General features: G+C 71.4%; 19 protein-coding genes and 1 riboswitch. Of the genes, 11 read left to right on the top strand and 8 right to left on the bottom strand.

Going from position 1 to position 16,706, the window contains the following annotated elements:
- Positions 1-636 precede the first annotated feature (636 nt).
- The 4 genes from dusB to ABZ749_RS10785 all read right to left on the bottom strand — a co-directional run bounded on the left by dusB (position 637) and on the right by ABZ749_RS10785 (position 4,213).
- Positions 637-1,809 carry a tRNA dihydrouridine synthase DusB gene (gene dusB / locus ABZ749_RS10800; protein ID WP_357225820.1) on the bottom strand — a complete coding sequence of 391 codons (1,173 nt, stop codon included), beginning with the start codon at positions 1,807-1,809 and terminating at the stop codon, positions 637-639.
- Positions 1,810-1,873: 64 nt separating this feature from the next.
- Positions 1,874-3,253, bottom strand: a complete 1,380-nt coding sequence (locus tag ABZ749_RS10795; protein ID WP_091409675.1) for a glycine--tRNA ligase — start codon at positions 3,251-3,253, stop codon at positions 1,874-1,876.
- Between the two features lie 114 nt (positions 3,254-3,367).
- The gene (locus ABZ749_RS10790) at positions 3,368-3,847 is read right to left on the bottom strand and encodes a hypothetical protein (protein ID WP_112589144.1); all 480 of its coding nucleotides are present in this window, start codon (positions 3,845-3,847) and stop codon (positions 3,368-3,370) included.
- A gap of 24 nt (positions 3,848-3,871) precedes the next feature.
- On the bottom strand, positions 3,872-4,213 hold the full coding sequence (locus ABZ749_RS10785; protein WP_357225814.1) for an antibiotic biosynthesis monooxygenase: 342 nt from the start codon (positions 4,211-4,213) through the stop codon (positions 3,872-3,874).
- A gap of 29 nt (positions 4,214-4,242) precedes the next feature.
- Here ABZ749_RS10785 and ABZ749_RS10780 point away from each other — a divergent pair, with 29 nt between their 5' ends.
- From ABZ749_RS10780 to ABZ749_RS10745, 8 genes are all read left to right on the top strand, one after another.
- The gene (locus ABZ749_RS10780) at positions 4,243-4,500 is read left to right on the top strand and encodes a hypothetical protein (RefSeq protein WP_030338196.1); all 258 of its coding nucleotides are present in this window, start codon (positions 4,243-4,245) and stop codon (positions 4,498-4,500) included.
- A gap of 54 nt (positions 4,501-4,554) precedes the next feature.
- Complete coding sequence (locus tag ABZ749_RS10775; protein ID WP_357225810.1) at positions 4,555-5,499, top strand: metal ABC transporter substrate-binding protein; 945 nt, start codon at positions 4,555-4,557, stop codon at positions 5,497-5,499.
- Positions 5,496-6,257, top strand: coding sequence for a metal ABC transporter ATP-binding protein (locus ABZ749_RS10770; protein ID WP_357225806.1), 762 nt, complete (start codon positions 5,496-5,498; stop codon positions 6,255-6,257). The genes ABZ749_RS10775 and ABZ749_RS10770 overlap by 4 nt, the downstream gene beginning before the upstream one ends.
- Positions 6,258-6,260: 3 nt before the next feature.
- On the top strand, positions 6,261-7,127 hold the full coding sequence (locus ABZ749_RS10765; RefSeq protein WP_357206258.1) for a metal ABC transporter permease: 867 nt from the start codon (positions 6,261-6,263) through the stop codon (positions 7,125-7,127).
- A 43-nt stretch (positions 7,128-7,170) separates the two neighbouring features.
- The gene (locus tag ABZ749_RS10760) at positions 7,171-7,470 is read left to right on the top strand and encodes a metalloregulator ArsR/SmtB family transcription factor (RefSeq protein ID WP_088988100.1); all 300 of its coding nucleotides are present in this window, start codon (positions 7,171-7,173) and stop codon (positions 7,468-7,470) included.
- The gene (locus ABZ749_RS10755; RefSeq protein ID WP_091409697.1) at positions 7,467-7,865 is read left to right on the top strand and encodes a Fur family transcriptional regulator; all 399 of its coding nucleotides are present in this window, start codon (positions 7,467-7,469) and stop codon (positions 7,863-7,865) included. The genes ABZ749_RS10760 and ABZ749_RS10755 overlap by 4 nt, the downstream gene beginning before the upstream one ends.
- Positions 7,866-7,942: 77 nt before the next feature.
- Positions 7,943-8,551, top strand: coding sequence for a hypothetical protein (locus ABZ749_RS10750; RefSeq protein WP_355009249.1), 609 nt, complete (start codon positions 7,943-7,945; stop codon positions 8,549-8,551).
- A gap of 9 nt (positions 8,552-8,560) precedes the next feature.
- Positions 8,561-8,728 (top strand): hypothetical protein, encoded by a 168-nt coding sequence (locus ABZ749_RS10745; protein ID WP_355009250.1) that lies wholly within the window; start codon positions 8,561-8,563, stop codon positions 8,726-8,728.
- Positions 8,729-8,788: 60 nt separating this feature from the next.
- On the opposite strand, the gene ABZ749_RS10740 is transcribed toward ABZ749_RS10745, so the two are convergent.
- From ABZ749_RS10740 to ABZ749_RS10725, 4 genes are all read right to left on the bottom strand, one after another.
- Positions 8,789-10,786 (bottom strand): acyl-CoA dehydrogenase family protein, encoded by a 1,998-nt coding sequence (locus ABZ749_RS10740; protein WP_357225800.1) that lies wholly within the window; start codon positions 10,784-10,786, stop codon positions 8,789-8,791.
- A 104-nt stretch (positions 10,787-10,890) separates the two neighbouring features.
- Positions 10,891-11,394, bottom strand: coding sequence for a DUF6328 family protein (locus tag ABZ749_RS10735; RefSeq protein WP_357225796.1), 504 nt, complete (start codon positions 11,392-11,394; stop codon positions 10,891-10,893).
- 137 nt (positions 11,395-11,531) lie between these two features.
- Positions 11,532-12,281, bottom strand: coding sequence for an SIS domain-containing protein (locus tag ABZ749_RS10730; RefSeq protein ID WP_355009253.1), 750 nt, complete (start codon positions 12,279-12,281; stop codon positions 11,532-11,534).
- Positions 12,282-12,350: 69 nt separating this feature from the next.
- A complete protein-coding gene (locus ABZ749_RS10725) occupies positions 12,351-13,181 on the bottom strand; it encodes an alpha/beta fold hydrolase (protein ID WP_357225792.1) in 831 nt (276 codons plus the stop codon).
- A gap of 107 nt (positions 13,182-13,288) precedes the next feature.
- Positions 13,289-13,393: riboswitch (TPP riboswitch) on the top strand.
- Positions 13,394-13,467: 74 nt separating this feature from the next.
- On the opposite strand from ABZ749_RS10725, the gene ABZ749_RS10720 reads away from it, so the two are divergent.
- The 3 genes from ABZ749_RS10720 (at position 13,468) to ABZ749_RS10710 (ending at position 16,409) form a co-directional block, all read left to right on the top strand.
- On the top strand, positions 13,468-14,061 hold the full coding sequence (locus ABZ749_RS10720) for an ECF transporter S component (protein ID WP_210786970.1): 594 nt from the start codon (positions 13,468-13,470) through the stop codon (positions 14,059-14,061).
- A 120-nt stretch (positions 14,062-14,181) separates the two neighbouring features.
- Positions 14,182-15,612: an ABC transporter ATP-binding protein gene (locus tag ABZ749_RS10715; protein WP_357225789.1), complete on the top strand. Its 1,431-nt coding sequence runs from the start codon at positions 14,182-14,184 to the stop codon at positions 15,610-15,612.
- Positions 15,609-16,409, top strand: coding sequence for an energy-coupling factor transporter transmembrane component T (locus ABZ749_RS10710; protein WP_357225786.1), 801 nt, complete (start codon positions 15,609-15,611; stop codon positions 16,407-16,409). The genes ABZ749_RS10715 and ABZ749_RS10710 overlap by 4 nt, the downstream gene beginning before the upstream one ends.
- Positions 16,410-16,706 lie beyond the last annotated feature (297 nt).

Here is a 16,706-nt window from a genome sequence, read left to right as displayed (position 1 = left end):
GGCCGGACCCCACCACGGGGTCCGGCCCTTCCGCATGTCCAGGTCCGCGCCCCGCGCCCCGCGCCCCGCGCCCCGCGCCCCGCGCCCCGCGCCCAAGATCCGAACAAGATCTCCGATGTTGCTGCCTCCGACTCGCCGGAGACCGCAAGATCCCTGATATTGCGCGGATCTCGGCGAACGAGTACCCGGCGCGGGGCCGTTGGTTGCGTCACGGGTCCTTTGGAGCTGATGTCGTAGACGAATCAGCGTCGCCAGGGCAGCCGCGAAGCAACGTCGCAACGGGACTTACAGGGCAACACGGTGACGGCACCGCAGGGCAACTCGCCACGGCAATCGCAGGGCAACACGGTGACGGCAACGGTGGTGGTAGCCGCAGAGCAACAAGCGGTCGCGGCAACCGCAGAACAACAAGCGGTCGCGGCAGCCACAGAGCAACAAGCGGTCGCGGCAGCCACAGAGCAGCGCCAGTCAGTGGCACCGCCGAACGGCGGACGGCCGAGCCCAGGTCATGACTCGTTTACGACATCAGCTCGATAGCGTGCCGCACCCCTACGTCCGCCCCCTGCTCCCGGCCGGAACCGGGCCGGGAGCCTGCGAAGAAGATCCGACGGCGACGACCCCACGAGGATCGAGGACTCAGCCGCCGGAGTCGTCCATCTCGGCACCCTCGGGGACCGTGTCGTCGTCCCGGCTGGCCAGCCAACCCTCCGGCAGGAAGACCTTGCCGGGCGAGTTGGTACGCCCGCGCGGCTGCCCGAGGGCGGTCATCGGGAACGGCTCCGCCGGGTCGAGCTTGCCGAGCAGGTCGTCGAGCTGGGTCAGGCTTTCGATCATCGCCAGCGAGCGCCGCAGCTCACCGCCGACGGGGAAGCCCTTGAGGTACCAGGCGACGTGCTTGCGGAAGTCGGTGCAGCCGTCCCGTTCACCTCGGGCCGGGTTGCGGGCGCCGGCAGTGAACTGGTCGACCAGCAGTTCGGCGTGCCGGCGCATGGTCACGGCCACCTCGCCGAGGGTGGGTAGCCGCCGCTCCGGCCGACCGTTGAAGGCGGCCTCCAGGTCGGCGAAGAGCCACGGCCGGCCCAGGCAGCCGCGCCCGATGACCACGCCGTCGACGGCGGTGTGGGCCACCATGCGCAGCGCGTCGTCGGCCTCCCAGATGTCGCCGTTGCCGAGCACCGGCACATCGAGGGCCTGCTTCAGGGTGGCGATCGCGTCCCAGTCGGCGGTGCCCGAGTAGCGCTGCGAGGCCGTGCGCCCGTGCAGGGCCACCGCTGCCACGCCGGCCTCCTGGGCGGCGAGCCCGGCTTCGACGTACGTCAGGTGGTCGTCGTCGATGCCCTTGCGCATCTTGACAGTGACCGGCACGCCGGACGGTGACGCGGCGGCCACCGCGGCCCGCACGAGTCGCGCGAAGAGCCGGCGCCGCCACGGCAGCGCCGCGCCGCCGCCACGCCGGGTGACCTTGGGGACCGGGCAGCCGAAGTTGAGGTCGATGTGGTCGGCCAGGTTGCGCTCGACGACGATCCGCACGGCGGCGGCGGTGATCTCCGGATCGGTGCCGTAGAGCTGGAGACTGCGGGGCTTTTCGTCGTCGCCGAACGCGATCATGCGCAGCGTCTTCGGGTTGCGCTCGACAAGCGCCCGAGTGGTGATCATCTCGCAGACGTAGATGCCGCCGCCCTGCTCGCGACAGAGCCGACGGAACCCGATGTTGGTGATCCCAGCCATCGGTGCGAGCACGACCGGCGGCCACACCTGGTGCTGGCCGAGAGTCAGCGGGCGCAGCGCGGGCACGGTCGAGGCAGTCACCGGACAAGTGTACGGGGCCCCGACCGGCGCTCATCGCGTCGGCCGAGGCCCCGTGCGCAGAGTCTCAGCAGCCCGGGAGACGCTCGATCAGGTAGCGCTCGACCTGGTCCAGGGAGACGCGCTCCTGTGCCATGGTGTCCCGGTTGCGCACCGTCACCGCGTTGTCGTCCAGGGTGTCGAAGTCGACGGTGACGCAGAACGGGGTGCCGATCTCGTCCTGCCGCCGGTAGCGACGCCCGATCGCCTGCGAGTCGTCGAACTCCACCACCCAGCGCTTGCGCAGCAGGGTCGCGAGATCCTTGGCCTTGGGCGACAGCGCCTCGTTGCGGGACAGCGGCAGCACCGCCACCTTGACCGGGGCGAGCCTCGGGTCGAACCGCATCACTGTGCGCTTGTCCACGCCGCCCTTGGTGTTCGGCGCCTCGTCCTCGTCGTACGCCTCCAGCAGGAAGGCGAGCACCGCGCGGGTCAGACCCGCGGCCGGCTCGATGACGTACGGCATCCAGCGCTCACTCTTGCTCTGGTCGAAGTACGACAGGTCGACGCCGGAGTGCTTGCTGTGCGTGGAGAGGTCGAAGTCGGTGCGGTTGGCGACACCCTCAAGCTCGGCGAACTCGGTGCCACCGAACTGGAAGCGGTACTCGATGTCCACGGTCCGCTTCGAGTAGTGCGACAGCTTCTCCTTGGGGTGCTCGAACAGCCGCAGATTGTCCGCCGAGAGGCCGAGGTCGAGGTACCAGTTCCAGCGCTCCTGGAGCCAGTACTCGTGCCACTGCTCGTCGGTGCCCGGCTCGACGAAGAACTCCATCTCCATCTGCTCGAACTCGCGGGTCCGGAAGATGAAGTTGCCCGGGGTGATCTCGTTGCGGAACGACTTGCCGGTCTGAGCGATGCCGAACGGGGGCTTCTTGCGGGCGACCGTCTCGACGTTCTTGTAGTTGACGAAGATGCCCTGCGCGGTTTCCGGGCGCAGGTAGTGCAGCCCCTCGTCGCTCTCCACCGGGCCCAGGTAGGTCTTCATCAGGCCGTTGAACATCTTCGGCTCGGTGAAGGTGCCCTTGTTGCCGCAGTTGGGGCAGTTCAGCTCGGCCAGCGAGGTGAGCGGCTTGCCGTGCTTCTCGGCGTACGCCTCTTCGAGGTGGTCAGCCCGGAACCGCTTGTGACAGAACTGGCACTCGGTGAGCGGGTCGACGAACTCGGCGATGTGGCCGGACGCCTCCCACACCTTGCGGGACAGGATCACCGCGGAGTCCAGGCCGACGACGTCGTCGCGCTGCTGGACCATCGTCTTCCACCACTGCCGGCGGACGTTCTCCTTGAGCTCCACGCCGAGCGGACCGTAGTCCCACGCCGATCGGGTGCCTCCGTAGATCTCACTGGAGGGGAAGACGAAGCCTCGGCGCTTGGCGAGGCTGACGACGGCGTCGATACGGTCGGCTGGCATGTTTCCTCCTACGCCGGCTGGCGGTCGGCGGGGGCGAGATGTGGATGGAACGGTCGGTTCGGGACAACGGTACGACCACCGTCGCCCCGAGCCCAGCAGAATACCGGGGACGGGTCAGCTGACCTCGCAGACCTCCACGCCGCCGGTCTGCCCGTCCTGCCCGAGGCTGACCTGTTGCCGCTCCCGGTCGCCGCCGTCGAGGGTCACGTCGACCGGCACGGTCAGGTAGGTGGTGTCCACCTCGCCCACCCGGAACGCTGTCACCTGCGGTTCGGCGGCGGCGCGCCGTTCGAACTCCGGCCGGGACTCACGCCGCTGCGCGTCGTCGCAGAGCTGGTCGTACGCCCGCCCGTAGTTCCGCTCGACCAGCGCCTGGTAGTAGTCGCCGGTCACGGTGCGGGCCTGTTCCCGAATGGCCTGGACTCCGCTGACGGCCAGGCCGACGACGGCGGTGCCACCGCCGCCGCAGCAGAGCACCACGGCGAGCGCGCCGACGCCGAGGCCGATCCAGAGCCGAGTCCGACGGCCCTCGGTGGGCGGCGCGGCGAACGGCGGAGCCACCCCGGGACCGGGTGGCGGGGCGGGTGCGGTCATAGGAGCAGCGTAGTGTCCGGCGGCTCAGCGGTAAGGACCCGCAGCCCGATCACTCTCGGCGACGACCACGGCCCCGCCGGGGGCGGCGGTGGCCAGCGCCTCGTACGCGGAGGGCTCGTCGACGGACTCGGCGAGCAGCGGCACGGCGCTGACCTTGACGTCGAAGGCGCCCAGCGCCCGCCGGTACGTGCCGACCGACTCCCATTCGGTGACCAGTGACCAGTGCCGGGGGTCGTCCAGCGCCCGGACCAGTTGGCCGCGCAGGTAGCCGGGCCGGGCGGCCAGCGCGGTGAGGGCGGCGTGCGCCCGTTCGGTGAAGCCGTCGGCGGCATCGACGTCGACCACGAACCGGTTGGTCACCAGCACCGGGGGTTCCTCCTCGTAGAGTCTGTGGGATGCAGCGTACGCAGCGCCCTCTGCTCGCCCGGTTGGCCGGGGCGAACCCGACGTCGGTGTTCCTGCTCACCCTGGTGGTGGTGCTGGTGGCGTTCTTCACGCCCGGGGTGATCGGCGGGCTGCTCACGCTCGCGCTCGCCGGGGTCCTGATCGCCCTGTTGGCGACGACCTGGGCGGTTCAGGCGCCGCAGACCCGGCTGATCCGGCTGGTGATGCTCACCCTGCTGGTGACTGTGGGTCTCGCGAAGCTCCTCTGACATGCAATCATGCGTTTTTGACAATCATTATCGTTGCCACGGACAGTTGACGACATGACCAACCGCGCCACGTACCGTGTCCTGGCCGCCACGACCGCCCTCCTCGCCCTGGGCGCCGGAGCCGGCTGCTCCACCGGCGGTGCCGCCGGCGCCGACCCCCAGCGAGTCGACGTGGTGGCCGCGTTCTACCCCCTCCAGTTCCTGGCCGAACGGATCGGCGGCGACGCGGTCCGGGTCACCAACCTGGCCAAGCCCGGCGCCGAGCCGCACGACCTGGAGCTCAACCCGAGCCAGGTCGGAGAGGTCAGCGACGCGGAGCTGATCGTCTACCTCAAGGGGTTCCAGCCGGCCGTGGACGACGCCGTGGCCCAGAACGGCGGCGACCGGGCGTTCGACGTGACGAGCGTGCAGCCGCTGTTGGACGCGTCCGCCGGCGGGCACGACCACGAGGGCGAAGAGGGGCACGCCGAGGAGAGCGGCGGCAAGGACCCGCACGTCTGGCTCGACCCGACCCGGCTGGCCGGCATCGGCGACCAGCTCGCCCAGCGGCTCGGCAAGGCCGACCCGGACCACGCCGCCGACTACACCGCTCGGGCGGCAGCCCTGCGCGCCGACCTGACGACCCTGGACGGTGAGTTCAAGCACGGCCTGGCGACCTGCCAGCGGCGGGAGATCGTGACCAGCCACGCCGCGTTCGGGTACCTCGCCGACCGCTACCAGCTCGACCAGGTCGGTATCACCGGGCTGAGCCCGGACGTCGAGCCCTCGCCGCAGCGCCTCGCGCACGTGATCGAGGAGGCCAAGGAGCACCAGGCCACCACGATCTTCTTCGAGACCCTGGTCAGCCCGAAGGTGGCCGAGACCATCGCCGGTCAGGTCGGCGCGAAGACCGCCGTGCTCGACCCGATCGAAGGGCTCGCCGCCGGCAGCAACGGGGACTACCTTTCGGTGATGCGCACCAACCTGCGGACCCTGCAGACGGCCTTGAGCTGCTCGTGACCTCACCTGTCATCACCGTCGAGCACGGGGTGGTCGGCTACGACGGCCGCCCCGTGCTCCGGGACATCTCGCTCACCGTGACCGCCGGCGAGGTGGTCGCCATCCTCGGCGCCAACGGCTCGGGCAAGTCCACCCTGATCCGCGCCGTGCTCGGGCTGGTGCCGATCAGCGCCGGCTCGGTCACCCTCTTCGACCGGCCGTTGCGCCGGTTCCGGCAGTGGGCACGCATCGGGTACGTCCCGCAACGCCTGGGCGCCGGCGGCGGCGTACCGGCGACCGTCCGGGAGGTGGTGGCCTCCGGCCGGCTGGCCCGTCGAGGGGTGCTTCGTCCGCCGGGTCGAGCCGACCGGGCCGCCGTCGACGCCGCGCTGCACGCGGTCGGGCTCGCCGACCGGGCCGGTGACCCGGTGTCCACGCTCTCCGGCGGCCAGCAGCAACGCACCCTGATCGCCCGCGCCCTGGCCGGCCAGCCGGAGCTGCTGGTGCTCGACGAGCCCACCGCCGGGGTGGACGCGGCCAGCCAGGAGGCCTTCGCCGGCGCGCTGCGCGACTTCGTCGCCCACGGCGGAACGGTGCTGCTCGTCGCCCACGAGCTGGGCCCGCTGCGACCGGTGATCAGCCGGGCCGTCGTCGTCCACGAGGGTCGCATCGCCCACGACGGCGCGGTGCCCGACCCGGCCGGCCATCACGCGGAGCCCGACCACGACCACGTGCACCCGCACTGCTACGACGAGCCCGCCGGGCTGTGGAGCAACTGACCCATGGAACTCTTCCAGTACCCCTACATGCAGCGCGCCCTGATCGGCGCGCTGGTGATCGGCCTGGCCGCGCCGGCGCTCGGCATCTACCTGGTGCAGCGCCGGCTGGCGTTGATCGGCGATGGTGTGGGGCACGTGGCGCTGACCGGCGTCGGCGCGGGGTTGCTGCTCAACCGCTCCCCGGTGCTGGTCGCGGTGATCGCCGCCACCATCGGCGCGATCGCCATCGAGATCGTCCGGGCCCGTGGGCGTACCTCCGGTGATCTGGCTCTGGCTCTGCTCTTCTACGGCGGCATCGCGGGCGGCGTACTCCTGGTCGGCCTCTCCGACGCGACCAGCGCGAACCTCAACGCCTACCTGTTCGGGTCGCTGACCACCATCTCGCCTGCCGACCTGACCACCATCGCGGTGCTCGGCGCGGCGATCCTGGTCACGATGATCGCGTTGCGGCCGGCGCTCTTCGCGGTCAGTCACGACGAGGAGTACGCCCGGGTCTCCGGCCTGCCGGTCCGCACGCTGAACCTGCTGATCGCGGTCGCCACAGCGGTCACCGTGACCATCGCCATGCGGGCCGTCGGCGTGCTGCTGATCAGCGCGTTGATGGTGGTGCCGGTTGCCACCGCCCAGCAGGTCACCCGGGGTTTCCGCAGCACGATGGCCGCCGCGATGGCGCTCGGGCTCTTCGCCGCCGGCTCGGGTGTCTGGGTGGCGGCCACGGCGGACACCGCGCCGGGCGCCTCGGTGGTGCTGGTGGCGATCGCCTCGTTCCTGGTGGTGGCCGTGGCCGGCGCTGTCTGGCGGGTCGTGCGCCGCCGGACGACGCCGACCGCCGTACCGACACCGGAACCTCACGAGGTCGTGCTGAGCTGAGCCTGGTCAGCGCGACGTCGGTGGTATTGGTTACCGTTGCAGGATGACCAGCGCGACGGGCTACGACGGGTTCGACGGGGCCAGCGAACTGCTCCGCGCCCTGTCCGCTCCCATTCGGCTGGCCATCGTCAGCGAGCTGGCCGACGGCGAGCGGTGCGTGCACGAGTTGGTGGAGAAGCTCGGCGCGGCGCAACCACTGGTCTCCCAGCACCTGCGGGTGTTGCGCGGAGCGGGCGTGGTGCGCGGCTCCCGCCGAGGCCGGGAGATCGCCTACAGCCTGGTCGACGAGCACGTCGCGCACATCGTGGCGGACGCGGTCAGCCACGCCGGGGAGGGATCATGAGCGAGAGCAGCGCCGCGGTGCGCAACACCCGGCAGCGTTCGGCGGTGAGCGCGCTGCTGGGCGAAATGGAGGGCTTCCACAGCGCCCAGGACCTGCACGCGATGCTGCGGCAGCGCGGCGAGCGGGTCGGCCTGACCACCGTCTACCGCACCCTCCAGGGGCTCGCCGACGCCGGTGAGATCGACGTGATGCGTCCGCCGGGCGGCGAGCACCTGTACCGCCGGTGCAGCGAGGGGCACCACCACCACCTGGTCTGCCGGGTGTGCGGGCGTACGGTCGAGGTGGCCGGGCCGGCCGTGGAGAGCTGGGCCGACCGGGTCGCCGCGCAGCACGGCTACGCCGACGTCAGCCACACCCTGGAAATCTTCGGCACCTGCCCGACCTGCCCGCGCTGACCACCGGCCCGGTCGATCGCGATCCGGGCTCACTTCACGGGTGCCCCGCCAAGGCCGTTCGTGACACGCTGTCCGGCGTGAAGATCTATGCCGATCGGTTTCCGACAGCCGCCCGTCAGTTGCTCACCGACCTGCTCGTCGTCGCCTGGGTGTACGTGGCGATCCGCGGCGCGCTGTGGCTGCACGACCTGGTGCAGAAGCTCGCCGTACCCGGACAGAAGCTGGAGGGCGCGGGCAGCGGCCTCGCCGACAACCTCGCCGAAGCCGGCGGGAAGGTCGGCCGGGTGCCACTGGTCGGCGACGAGCTGACCGCTCCGTTCCGGCAGGCCGCCGACGCGGCCCGTGGGCTGGCCGACGCTGGCCGCGACCAGCAGCACCTGGTCGATCAGCTCGCCCTCGCCCTCGCCGTCGCGGTGCTGATCTTCCCGCTCGGCATCGTGCTCTTCGGTTGGTTGCCGCTGCGGCTGCGCTGGATGCGCCGAGCCGGGTCGGCCGCGAAGCTGGCCGTCGGGCCGGCCGGCCGGGACCTGCTCGCCCTGCGCGCCCTGGCCACCCAGCCGCTGGGCCAACTGACCCGGATCGGCCCGGACGTCGCTGAGGCGTGGCGGCGCGGCGACGACGCGACAGTCGACGCTCTGGCCGCTCTGGAGCTGCGCCAACTCGGTCTACGCAGCCGGGGCCGCTAAAGTCGTCGGGTGTTCTACTTCCTCGTCGTCATCGCCGTCCTGCTGCTCGGCTACGCCGCTGTCCTGGTCTCCTTCCTGCGCCGGGGCAAGAAGATTCCACCTGCGGCGTACCTGGCCCTGGCCGGGCTCAACGGTCTGATCCTGGCGGGGGTGCTGGCCTGGGCGGTCGCCCGCTGACCGGAGCCGCCGACCCGCACGGCGGCCAACCCAAGCGGCGGCGAGGCCGCGCGACAAGGCTCAGGGCTTTGGCGGGATGCGGCGGCGGACATCCTCGGAGGTGGACGGACCGGGCGACCAGCCGGCCACCCAGGGCAGCTCCTCGGACGGGGTGAGCACGCCCTCCTCCAGGCTCGCGTAGCGGCCGGCGAGGATGCGCTTCGCGGCAGCGGTGTCGACCGAGTCGGTGTTGTCCCAGAGGCCGGCGAACAGGGCGTCCACCCGCACCCGCGCCTGCCGGCAGAACAGGTCGGCCAGCTCGACGTTCTCCGGGCGGCTGTCCCGTTCGGCGGAGGCCCGGACGCAGACCGCGGACATCGCGAACAACTCGGCGCCGATGTCCACCACCCGGCCGAGGAACGCCTGCTTACGCTCCATCTTTCCCTGCCAGCGGGACATCGCGTAGAACGTCGACCGGGCCAGCTTGCGCGACGAACGCTCCACCTGGCGCAGGTGCGCGGCGAGCGGGCCGAACTCGGCGTACGCCGAAGGGCTCTGCCCTCGACCGACGGCGAGCGTGGGCAGCCACTTCGCGTAGAAGGCGCCCGCTCGCGCGCCGGCTCGGGCCTTGCGACCCAGCCCCGCGTCCGGGTCGATGATGTCGCCGGCCACCGACAGGTGGGCGTCGACCGCCTCCCGCGCGATCAGCAGGTGCATGATCTCGGTGGAACCCTCGAAGATCCGGTTGATTCGCAGGTCGCGCAGCATCTGCTCGACGGCGGCCGGGCGTTCGCCACGGGCGGCCAGTGAGTCGGCCGTCTCGTAGCCGCGCCCACCTCGGATCTGGATCAGCTCGTCGGCGATCTTCCAGGCCATCTCGCTGGCGTACAGCTTGACCAGTGCCGCCTCGATCCGAATGTCGTTGCGGTCGTCGTCGGCGAGGAGGCAGCAGAGGTCGAGCATCGTCTCCATGCCGTACGTGGTGGCGGCGATGAAGGAGAGTTTCTGCGCGACCGCCTCGTGCTCGCCCACCGGCCGTCCCCACTGGACCCGGTCGGCGGCCCACCCTCGGGCCACGTTCAACGCCCACTTGCCGGCGCCCACGCACATGGCCGGCAGTGAGAGCCGGCCGGTGTTCAGAGTGGTCAGGGCGATCTTCAGCCCCTTGCCCTCTCCGCCGATGACGTTCTCGGCGGGGACGATCACGTCGTGGAACCGGGTCAGGCTGTTCTCCAGGCCGCGCAGGCCGATGAACTCGTTGCGCCGCTCGACGGTGATGCCGGGGCTGTCGCCGTCCACCACGAACGCGGTGATGCCGCCCCGACGTCCCTGCGTGGCCGGCACCCGGGCCATCACCACCAGCAGGGTGGCCACGATGCCGTTGGTGGCCCAGAGCTTCACCCCGTTGAGCCGGTAACCGGTGCCGTCCTCGGTCGGCTCCGCGATGGTGGCCAGCCGGGCCGGGTCGGAGCCGACGTCCGGCTCGGTGAGCAGGAACGCGGACACCTCACCGGCGGCGAGCCGGGGCAGGAAGCGTTGCTTCTGCTCGGGGGTGCCGAACATCTTCAGCGGCTGCGGCACCCCGATCGACTGGTGCGCCGAGAGCAGCGCGCCGATGGCCGGGCTGACCGAGCCGGCCAGCATGAGCGCTCGGCAGTAGTGCAGGTTGCTCAGCCCGAGCCCGCCGTACTTCCGGTCGATCTTCATGCCGAACGCGCCGAGGTCGGCCAGGCCGTGGAACACCGAGTCGGGTATGGACGCGTCCCGCTCGATGGCCTCACCATCCACCTCGGAGGTCAGGAAGGCGCGGAACCGGCCAAGGAACTCCTCCGCGCGAGCCACGTCGTCCGGGTCGGATCGGGGCCACGGATCGATCAGGTCGAGCCGGAACCGGCCGAGGAACAGCTCCTTGCCGAAGCTGGGCCGGTCCCAGGTGGATTCGCGGGCGGCCTCGGCGACCTGCCGGGCTTCCTTCTCGGTGACCTGCCCGGCTTCGGCGGGCAGCGGCGCGGCGGCACCGGCCGTGGTTTCGGAGTCGGGGCCGTCCGGTGCCGGTCGGCCGTTCTGCGTCGTGGTCACGGCTGCCCCCTTGAAGCTCGGTGCGGCTGCGTCGACGTGCGCGACTACCACCACGCTACCCCCGGTTGTTACCCAGGGGTAGCGCTGCGTGTAGTTCGACGCGGTCAGTCGCCGACAGTCGCGTTCGGGTCATCGTCGTCGTCGTCGATGTCGTCCTCACCCCAGCTGCGCCGGGCGAACGGCAGCAGCATCCAGAAGGTGAGGAACCAGAGCCCGGTCAGGGCGCTGAGCAGGAAGGCGATCGGCCGGTCCAGCACGAAGTCGGTGATCAGCAGCACCGCGCTGACCATCGCGATCAGCATGAAGGCGAGGCCACCGGTCGCCATCCGGTGCGCGAAACGGACCAGTTCCGGTTTACGCCCCTGCCGGAACAGCGCCCGGTGGAACGCCACCGGCGAGATGATCATCGCGGTGGCGGCGGCCGCCGCGAGCAACGCCACGATGTAGACGTCACGCTGGAACTCAGTGGTCTCGGTGAACCCGTTACTGAACGGCAGGGTGAGCAGGAAGGCGAAGAGGATCTGCACGCCGGTCTGGGCGACCCGCAACTCCTGCAGCAGGTCGGCGAAGTTGCGCTGCCAGCGCTGCTTCTCGGTCTCCTTGGACACGCGCTACCTCCGGTGAGACGCTACTGCCGGCGGTCCCGCCCGCCGGCAGCAACGCCAATGCCCCACCCGGCCGAGCGCGAAACAAGTTCACGACACCTGCCGTTCATCTCGGCGACGCACGTCGGCCGCCGTCGGCGTCAGGACCCGCGTCGGATCCGGCCCGCGTAGCGCGCTTCCAGCTCGTTGTTGTGCGCGTCGCCGTCCGGGATGTTCGCCGACAGGTAGACCGGGGGCCGCTCCCCCGCCGCCAGCAACCGCGCCACCACCTCCACTGTCACCTGCTGCGCCAGCAGCGCCGCGGTGATCGAGGAGACCGCGCCGACCGCGCCACCGCCCGGCAGGGGCAGCGTCGCGTCGCCGTACGGCGCGCCGTTGTCGAGCACCACGTCGGCGAGGTCGCTCAGCTTGCGACCGGACGGGTGCCGGGAGGCCATCTGGCCGGAGTGCCGCGCCGAGGTGATCGCCACCAGCCCGTGGCCGTGCTCCTTCACCAGCGTGGCGAACTCCACCATCGCGCCGTTGACGCCGGAGTTCGAGGCGAGCACGAAGACATCGGTGGGGCGCACCGGGGCCAGCTCGTAGAGGCGGTGCGCGACGGCCGGGTCCCGTTCCAGCAGCGGACCCAGCCGGTCGGCCGGTTCGCCGCCGAGCAGCACCAGGTCGCGTAGCGCGATCCGGTTGGTCGGCACCAGACCGCCCGCCCGTCCGGCGATCTCCATGGCGAGGGCCTCCGAGTGCCCGGTGCCGAACGCGTGCACCACGCCGTCGGCTCGGACGGCCTCGGCGATCAGGTCGGCGGCCCGCCCCACCGCCTCCCGCTGACTGGCGGCCACCCGGCCGATCGTCTCGGTCACCACGGCCAGGTAGTCCTCGGCACTCACCGTCATACGTCCTCCGTCGTTCGATTGCGGGCCAGCAGCCCGTTGGTGTCCACTGCTGCTCAGGCCGTCCCGCGCTCAGGCCGTCCCGCCGGCTCGGGCCAGGATCGCCTCGGCGAGCGGGGCCGGCGCCGCGTCCGGGATCCAGTGACTCACCCCGGGCAGCTGCACGAAGCGGTAGTCGCCGGTGACGTTCTCCGCGCACGCCTCGGCGGCGGTCCGGCCGATGGCGACGTCCCGGTCACTCCAGACGTACGTGGTGGGCACCGCGACCGGGCCGACGCCGGCCAGGTCGGCGCGGGACATCGCCCGGTACCAGTTCAACGCGGCCGTCAGCGCACCCGGCTCACGCATCGGGTCGGCGTACCGGTTCACCCGGGACGTGTCGCCCACCCCGCCGAGCATCTTGCGCAGCGCGGTGGCGTGCCACGCCAGCAGGACCTTCTCCGCCTTGTCCGGCTTACGGAACAGGGCGATGTACGACGAGCGGGCCTTCTGTTGGGCGTCGGTGCTCAGGGCGTGCGCCATGGCCGCCGGATGCGGTACGGACACGGCGGTCAGCGTGTGGACCCGCTCGGGATGCCGGGCGGCAACCGCCCAGGCCACGATCGCACCCCAGTCGTGGCCGACCAGGTGCACGGCGTCCAGCCCGAGCGCGTCGAGCACCGCCACCACGTCGGTGACGAGTTCCGGAATCCGGTAGTCGGCCACCACCGTGGGCCGGGCGCCGGGTGAGTAACCGCGCTGGTCCAGCGCGTACGTGCGCAGCCCGCCCGCGTGCAGCGCCGGCACCACGTCGTCCCACTCGCCGCTGTGCTGGGGGAAACCGTGCAGCAGCAGGACGGGTACGCCGTCCGTCGGACCGCCGACGGTCACCTCGAACGTGAAGCCTCGCGCGTCAACCCGCATGATCGGAAGCGTACCCAGACGACGGTCGGCCGCTCGCTCCCGCAGGTCAGGCGGATGCCCTGCTGGGCCCGCGCCCCTGGTCGGTGTTAGCGTCAGCGAGACAACTTCATATCCGACAGGGGAGCGCACAGCGCTGAGAGTGCGGGCACGCCCGCAGACCCTCGAACCTGATCTGGGTAATGCCAGCGCAGGGAGTTCGGTCGACCTCCAGCCGCGCCGCAGTCCGGTGCCACCGGACGCGGCGTGCGTCTTCTCCTGGTTCGCACTCACGAACTGGGAGCAACACATGACATCCACCACTGACACACACCGTTGGCGCACCATCGACATCGTGGTCGCCTCGGTGATCGCGGTCGCCTTCGGCGTCATCTTCTGGGCCTGGGGCCTGGTCTGGAGCGCCACCGAGGGCGCGTTCGCCTTCTTCCCGCCGGCGCAGACGCTGCTCTACGGCGTCTGGCTGATGCCGGCGGTGATCGGTGGGCTGGTCATCCGCAAGCCCGGCGCCGCGCTCTACTGCGAGACCGTGGCCGCGGTCCTGTCCGCGCTGCTGGGCAGCCAGTGGGCCGGCACTGTCATTCCGCAGGGCATCGTGCAGGGCATCGGCGCCGAGCTGGCCTTCGCCGCCTTCCGGTACCGGTCGTTCCGCCTGCCGACCGCGGTGTTCGCGGGCGCGCTGACCGGCCTCAGCGCCGCGCTGTTCGACTTCTTCGTCTGGAACGTCGACTACGCGCTGACTGACTACCGCATCCCGTACGCGCTGCTCACCATCGTCAGCGCCACAGTGATCGCCGGCCTGGGCGGTTGGCTGCTGACGAACGCCCTGGCCAACACCGGCGTCCTGGACCGCTTCCCGGCAGGCCGAAACCGAGCCCTGATCTAAACCCCACCAACTCGCGTCGATCATGAGGTTGACGGGCGGATGGATCTCCACAACCACCGTCAACCTCATGATCGACCGTGCAGGGTGGAGCGGGGGCGCGCGGCTGGAGGGGGTGGTTCGGTGGGCGGGGTACTGCTGCGGGGGTTCGGGTGGCGCCACGCTGGCCGGCGCGCCTGGGCCGTGCGGGGAGTTGACCTGCGGGTTGAGGCTGGGGAACGGGTTCTGCTTCTCGGGCCCTCCGGGGCCGGCAAGAGCACCTTGCTCAGCGCCCTGGCGGGACTGCTGCCCGAGGACTCCGGCGAGCAGGAGGGCACCGTCGAGATCGACGGGCTCGACCCCCGCAAGGGGCGGGAACGGGTCGGCATCGTCTTCCAGGACCCGGAGACCCAACTGGTGATGGCGCGCTGCGGCGACGACGTCGCGTTCGGGCTGGAGAACCGGGGAGTACCAGCCGACGAGATCTGGCCCCGGGTGGACGAGGCCCTGCACCGGGTCGGCTTCCCGTACTCCCGGGACCGCCACACCGCCGCGCTCTCCGGCGGCGAGCAGCAACGCCTCGCCCTGGCCGGCGCGCTGGCCCTGCGCCCCGCCCTGCTGCTGCTCGACGAGCCGACGGCCAACCTCGACCCGGCCGGGGCCGAGCTGGTCCGGCACGCGGTGACCGGCGCGCTGGACGCCGACACCACGCTGATCCTGGTCGAGCACCGGGTCGCCGAGGCACTGCCGCTTGTCGACCGGGTGGTCGTCCTGGAACCGGGTGGCGGCGTCCGCGCGGACGGCCCGCCCGAGGCGGTCTTCGCCGCCCACGGCGCCGCCCTGGCCGCCGAGGGGGTCTGGGTGCCCGGTCACCCCATCGCGCCCCGACCGGCCACCGCCAGCCCCGGGGAGCTGTTGCTCACCGCCGACCGGCTCGGCCTGCCGCCCCGGCTGGGCCCCACCGACCTGGCGGTACGCGCCGGTGAAGCACTCGCCGTACGCGGACCGAACGGTGCCGGCAAGTCCACCCTGGCGTTGCTGCTCGGCGGTCTGCTCAGGCCGGGCAGCGGTCACGTCACCGCGACCGCCGAGTTGGCCGGTGCGGACCACCGCACTCCCCCGCACCGGTGGCGGGCACCCGCGCTGGCCCGACGCATCGGGTCGGTCTTTCAGGACCCGGAGCACCAGTTCGTCACCAGCACCGTCTTCGACGAACTGGCGCTGGGCCCGCGCCGCACCGGTCAACCCGAAGCTGCCGTCAAGGAGACCGTGGCCGGACTGCTGGAACGACTACGGCTGGCCCGACTCGCCGCCGCCAACCCGTACACCCTCTCCGGTGGTGAGGCGCGGCGGCTGAGCGTGGCGACCGCCCTCGCCACCGCGCCACGCCTGCTGATCTGCGACGAACCCACCTTCGGTCAGGACCGGCGGACCTGGCGGGAGCTGGTCGACCTCTTCGCCGACCTGCGCGACGCCGGGCACGCCGTGGTCACCGTCACCCACGACGCGGACTTCGTCACCGCGCTCGCCGACCGCACCGTCACCCTGCACCGAACCCCGGACGACCACCGATGATCAGCATCGAGCCGGTCGCCGCGCCGGACGCGCCGTTGGCGCGCCGCAACCCGGTGGCGAAGGTCGCCGCCGCACTGGTCTTCTCGTTCACCCTGCTGGCGACCCTGGACCCGGTGGCCCCGGCAATCGCCATCGCCCTCGAACTGGCCGTCCTGCCGCTGTTCGGCATCCGCTACCGGGTGCTGGCCCGGCGGGCGTGGCCACTGCTGCTCAGTGCCGCCGGCATCCTGGTCACCCTGGTGCTGTTCGCCGCCGACCGCTCCGGCCGGGTCCTGCTGGACGTGGGACCGGTGCTGGTGAGCACCGGCGTCCTGGTCACCGCGCTCGGCCTGGTGCTGCGGGTGTTCGCGGTGGCCCTGCCCGGTGTGATCGTCTTCGCGACCACCGACCCCACCGACCTGGCCGACGCGTTGATCCAGAACGCGAAGGCACCGGCCCGGTTCGCCATCGGTGCGCTGGCCGCGTTCCGGCTGGTGCCGCTGCTCGGTCAGGAGTGGCAGATGATCAGCATGGCTCGACGCGCCCGGGGCGTCGACGCGGGACGCAATCCGGTGGCGAAGCTGCGACTCTTCGCCTCCACCGCGTTCGCGCTGCTGGTCGGGGCCATCCGCCGAGGCACCCGACTGGCGGTGGCGATGGACGCGCGCGGCTTCGACGCCGGCACACCCCGTACCGTCGCCCGCCAACAGCACTTCACCCGCGCCGACGTCCTCCTCATCGCCGGAGCTGCCGTACTCGCCGCAGCCGCCCTGACCACGAGCGTCATCCTGGGCACCTTCCGCCCCCTCATCAGCTGACCCCGCGCCCGCGCCCCGCCCGCCGCCCGCCCCTGCCCGCCGGCAACCCGCCCGCTGCCCGCCGGCAAGATCCGCACAACATCAGGGATGTAGTGGCTTCGCTGGCGAAGGAGGCCACTACATCCCTGATGTTGTTGTCACCACCCGGCGCCCACGCGCCACCCCCGTCGATCTTGCGAATTCTGTCGTCGATTCATTCATGTATGCCAGTTATGTGAGCGCAGAAAGTGCAAGATCGCGGGGTGGGCGGGCGACCGGCCGTAGATACCCGCCATCAGGCTGTTCGCCGGGTTCGCG

This window comes from Micromonospora sp. NPDC047753, from assembly GCF_040642735.1.
Classification (GTDB): domain Bacteria; phylum Actinomycetota; class Actinomycetes; order Mycobacteriales; family Micromonosporaceae; genus Micromonospora.
Note: the sequence above shows the minus strand (reverse complement) of the source record. Positions and strands in the feature narration are given on the sequence as shown.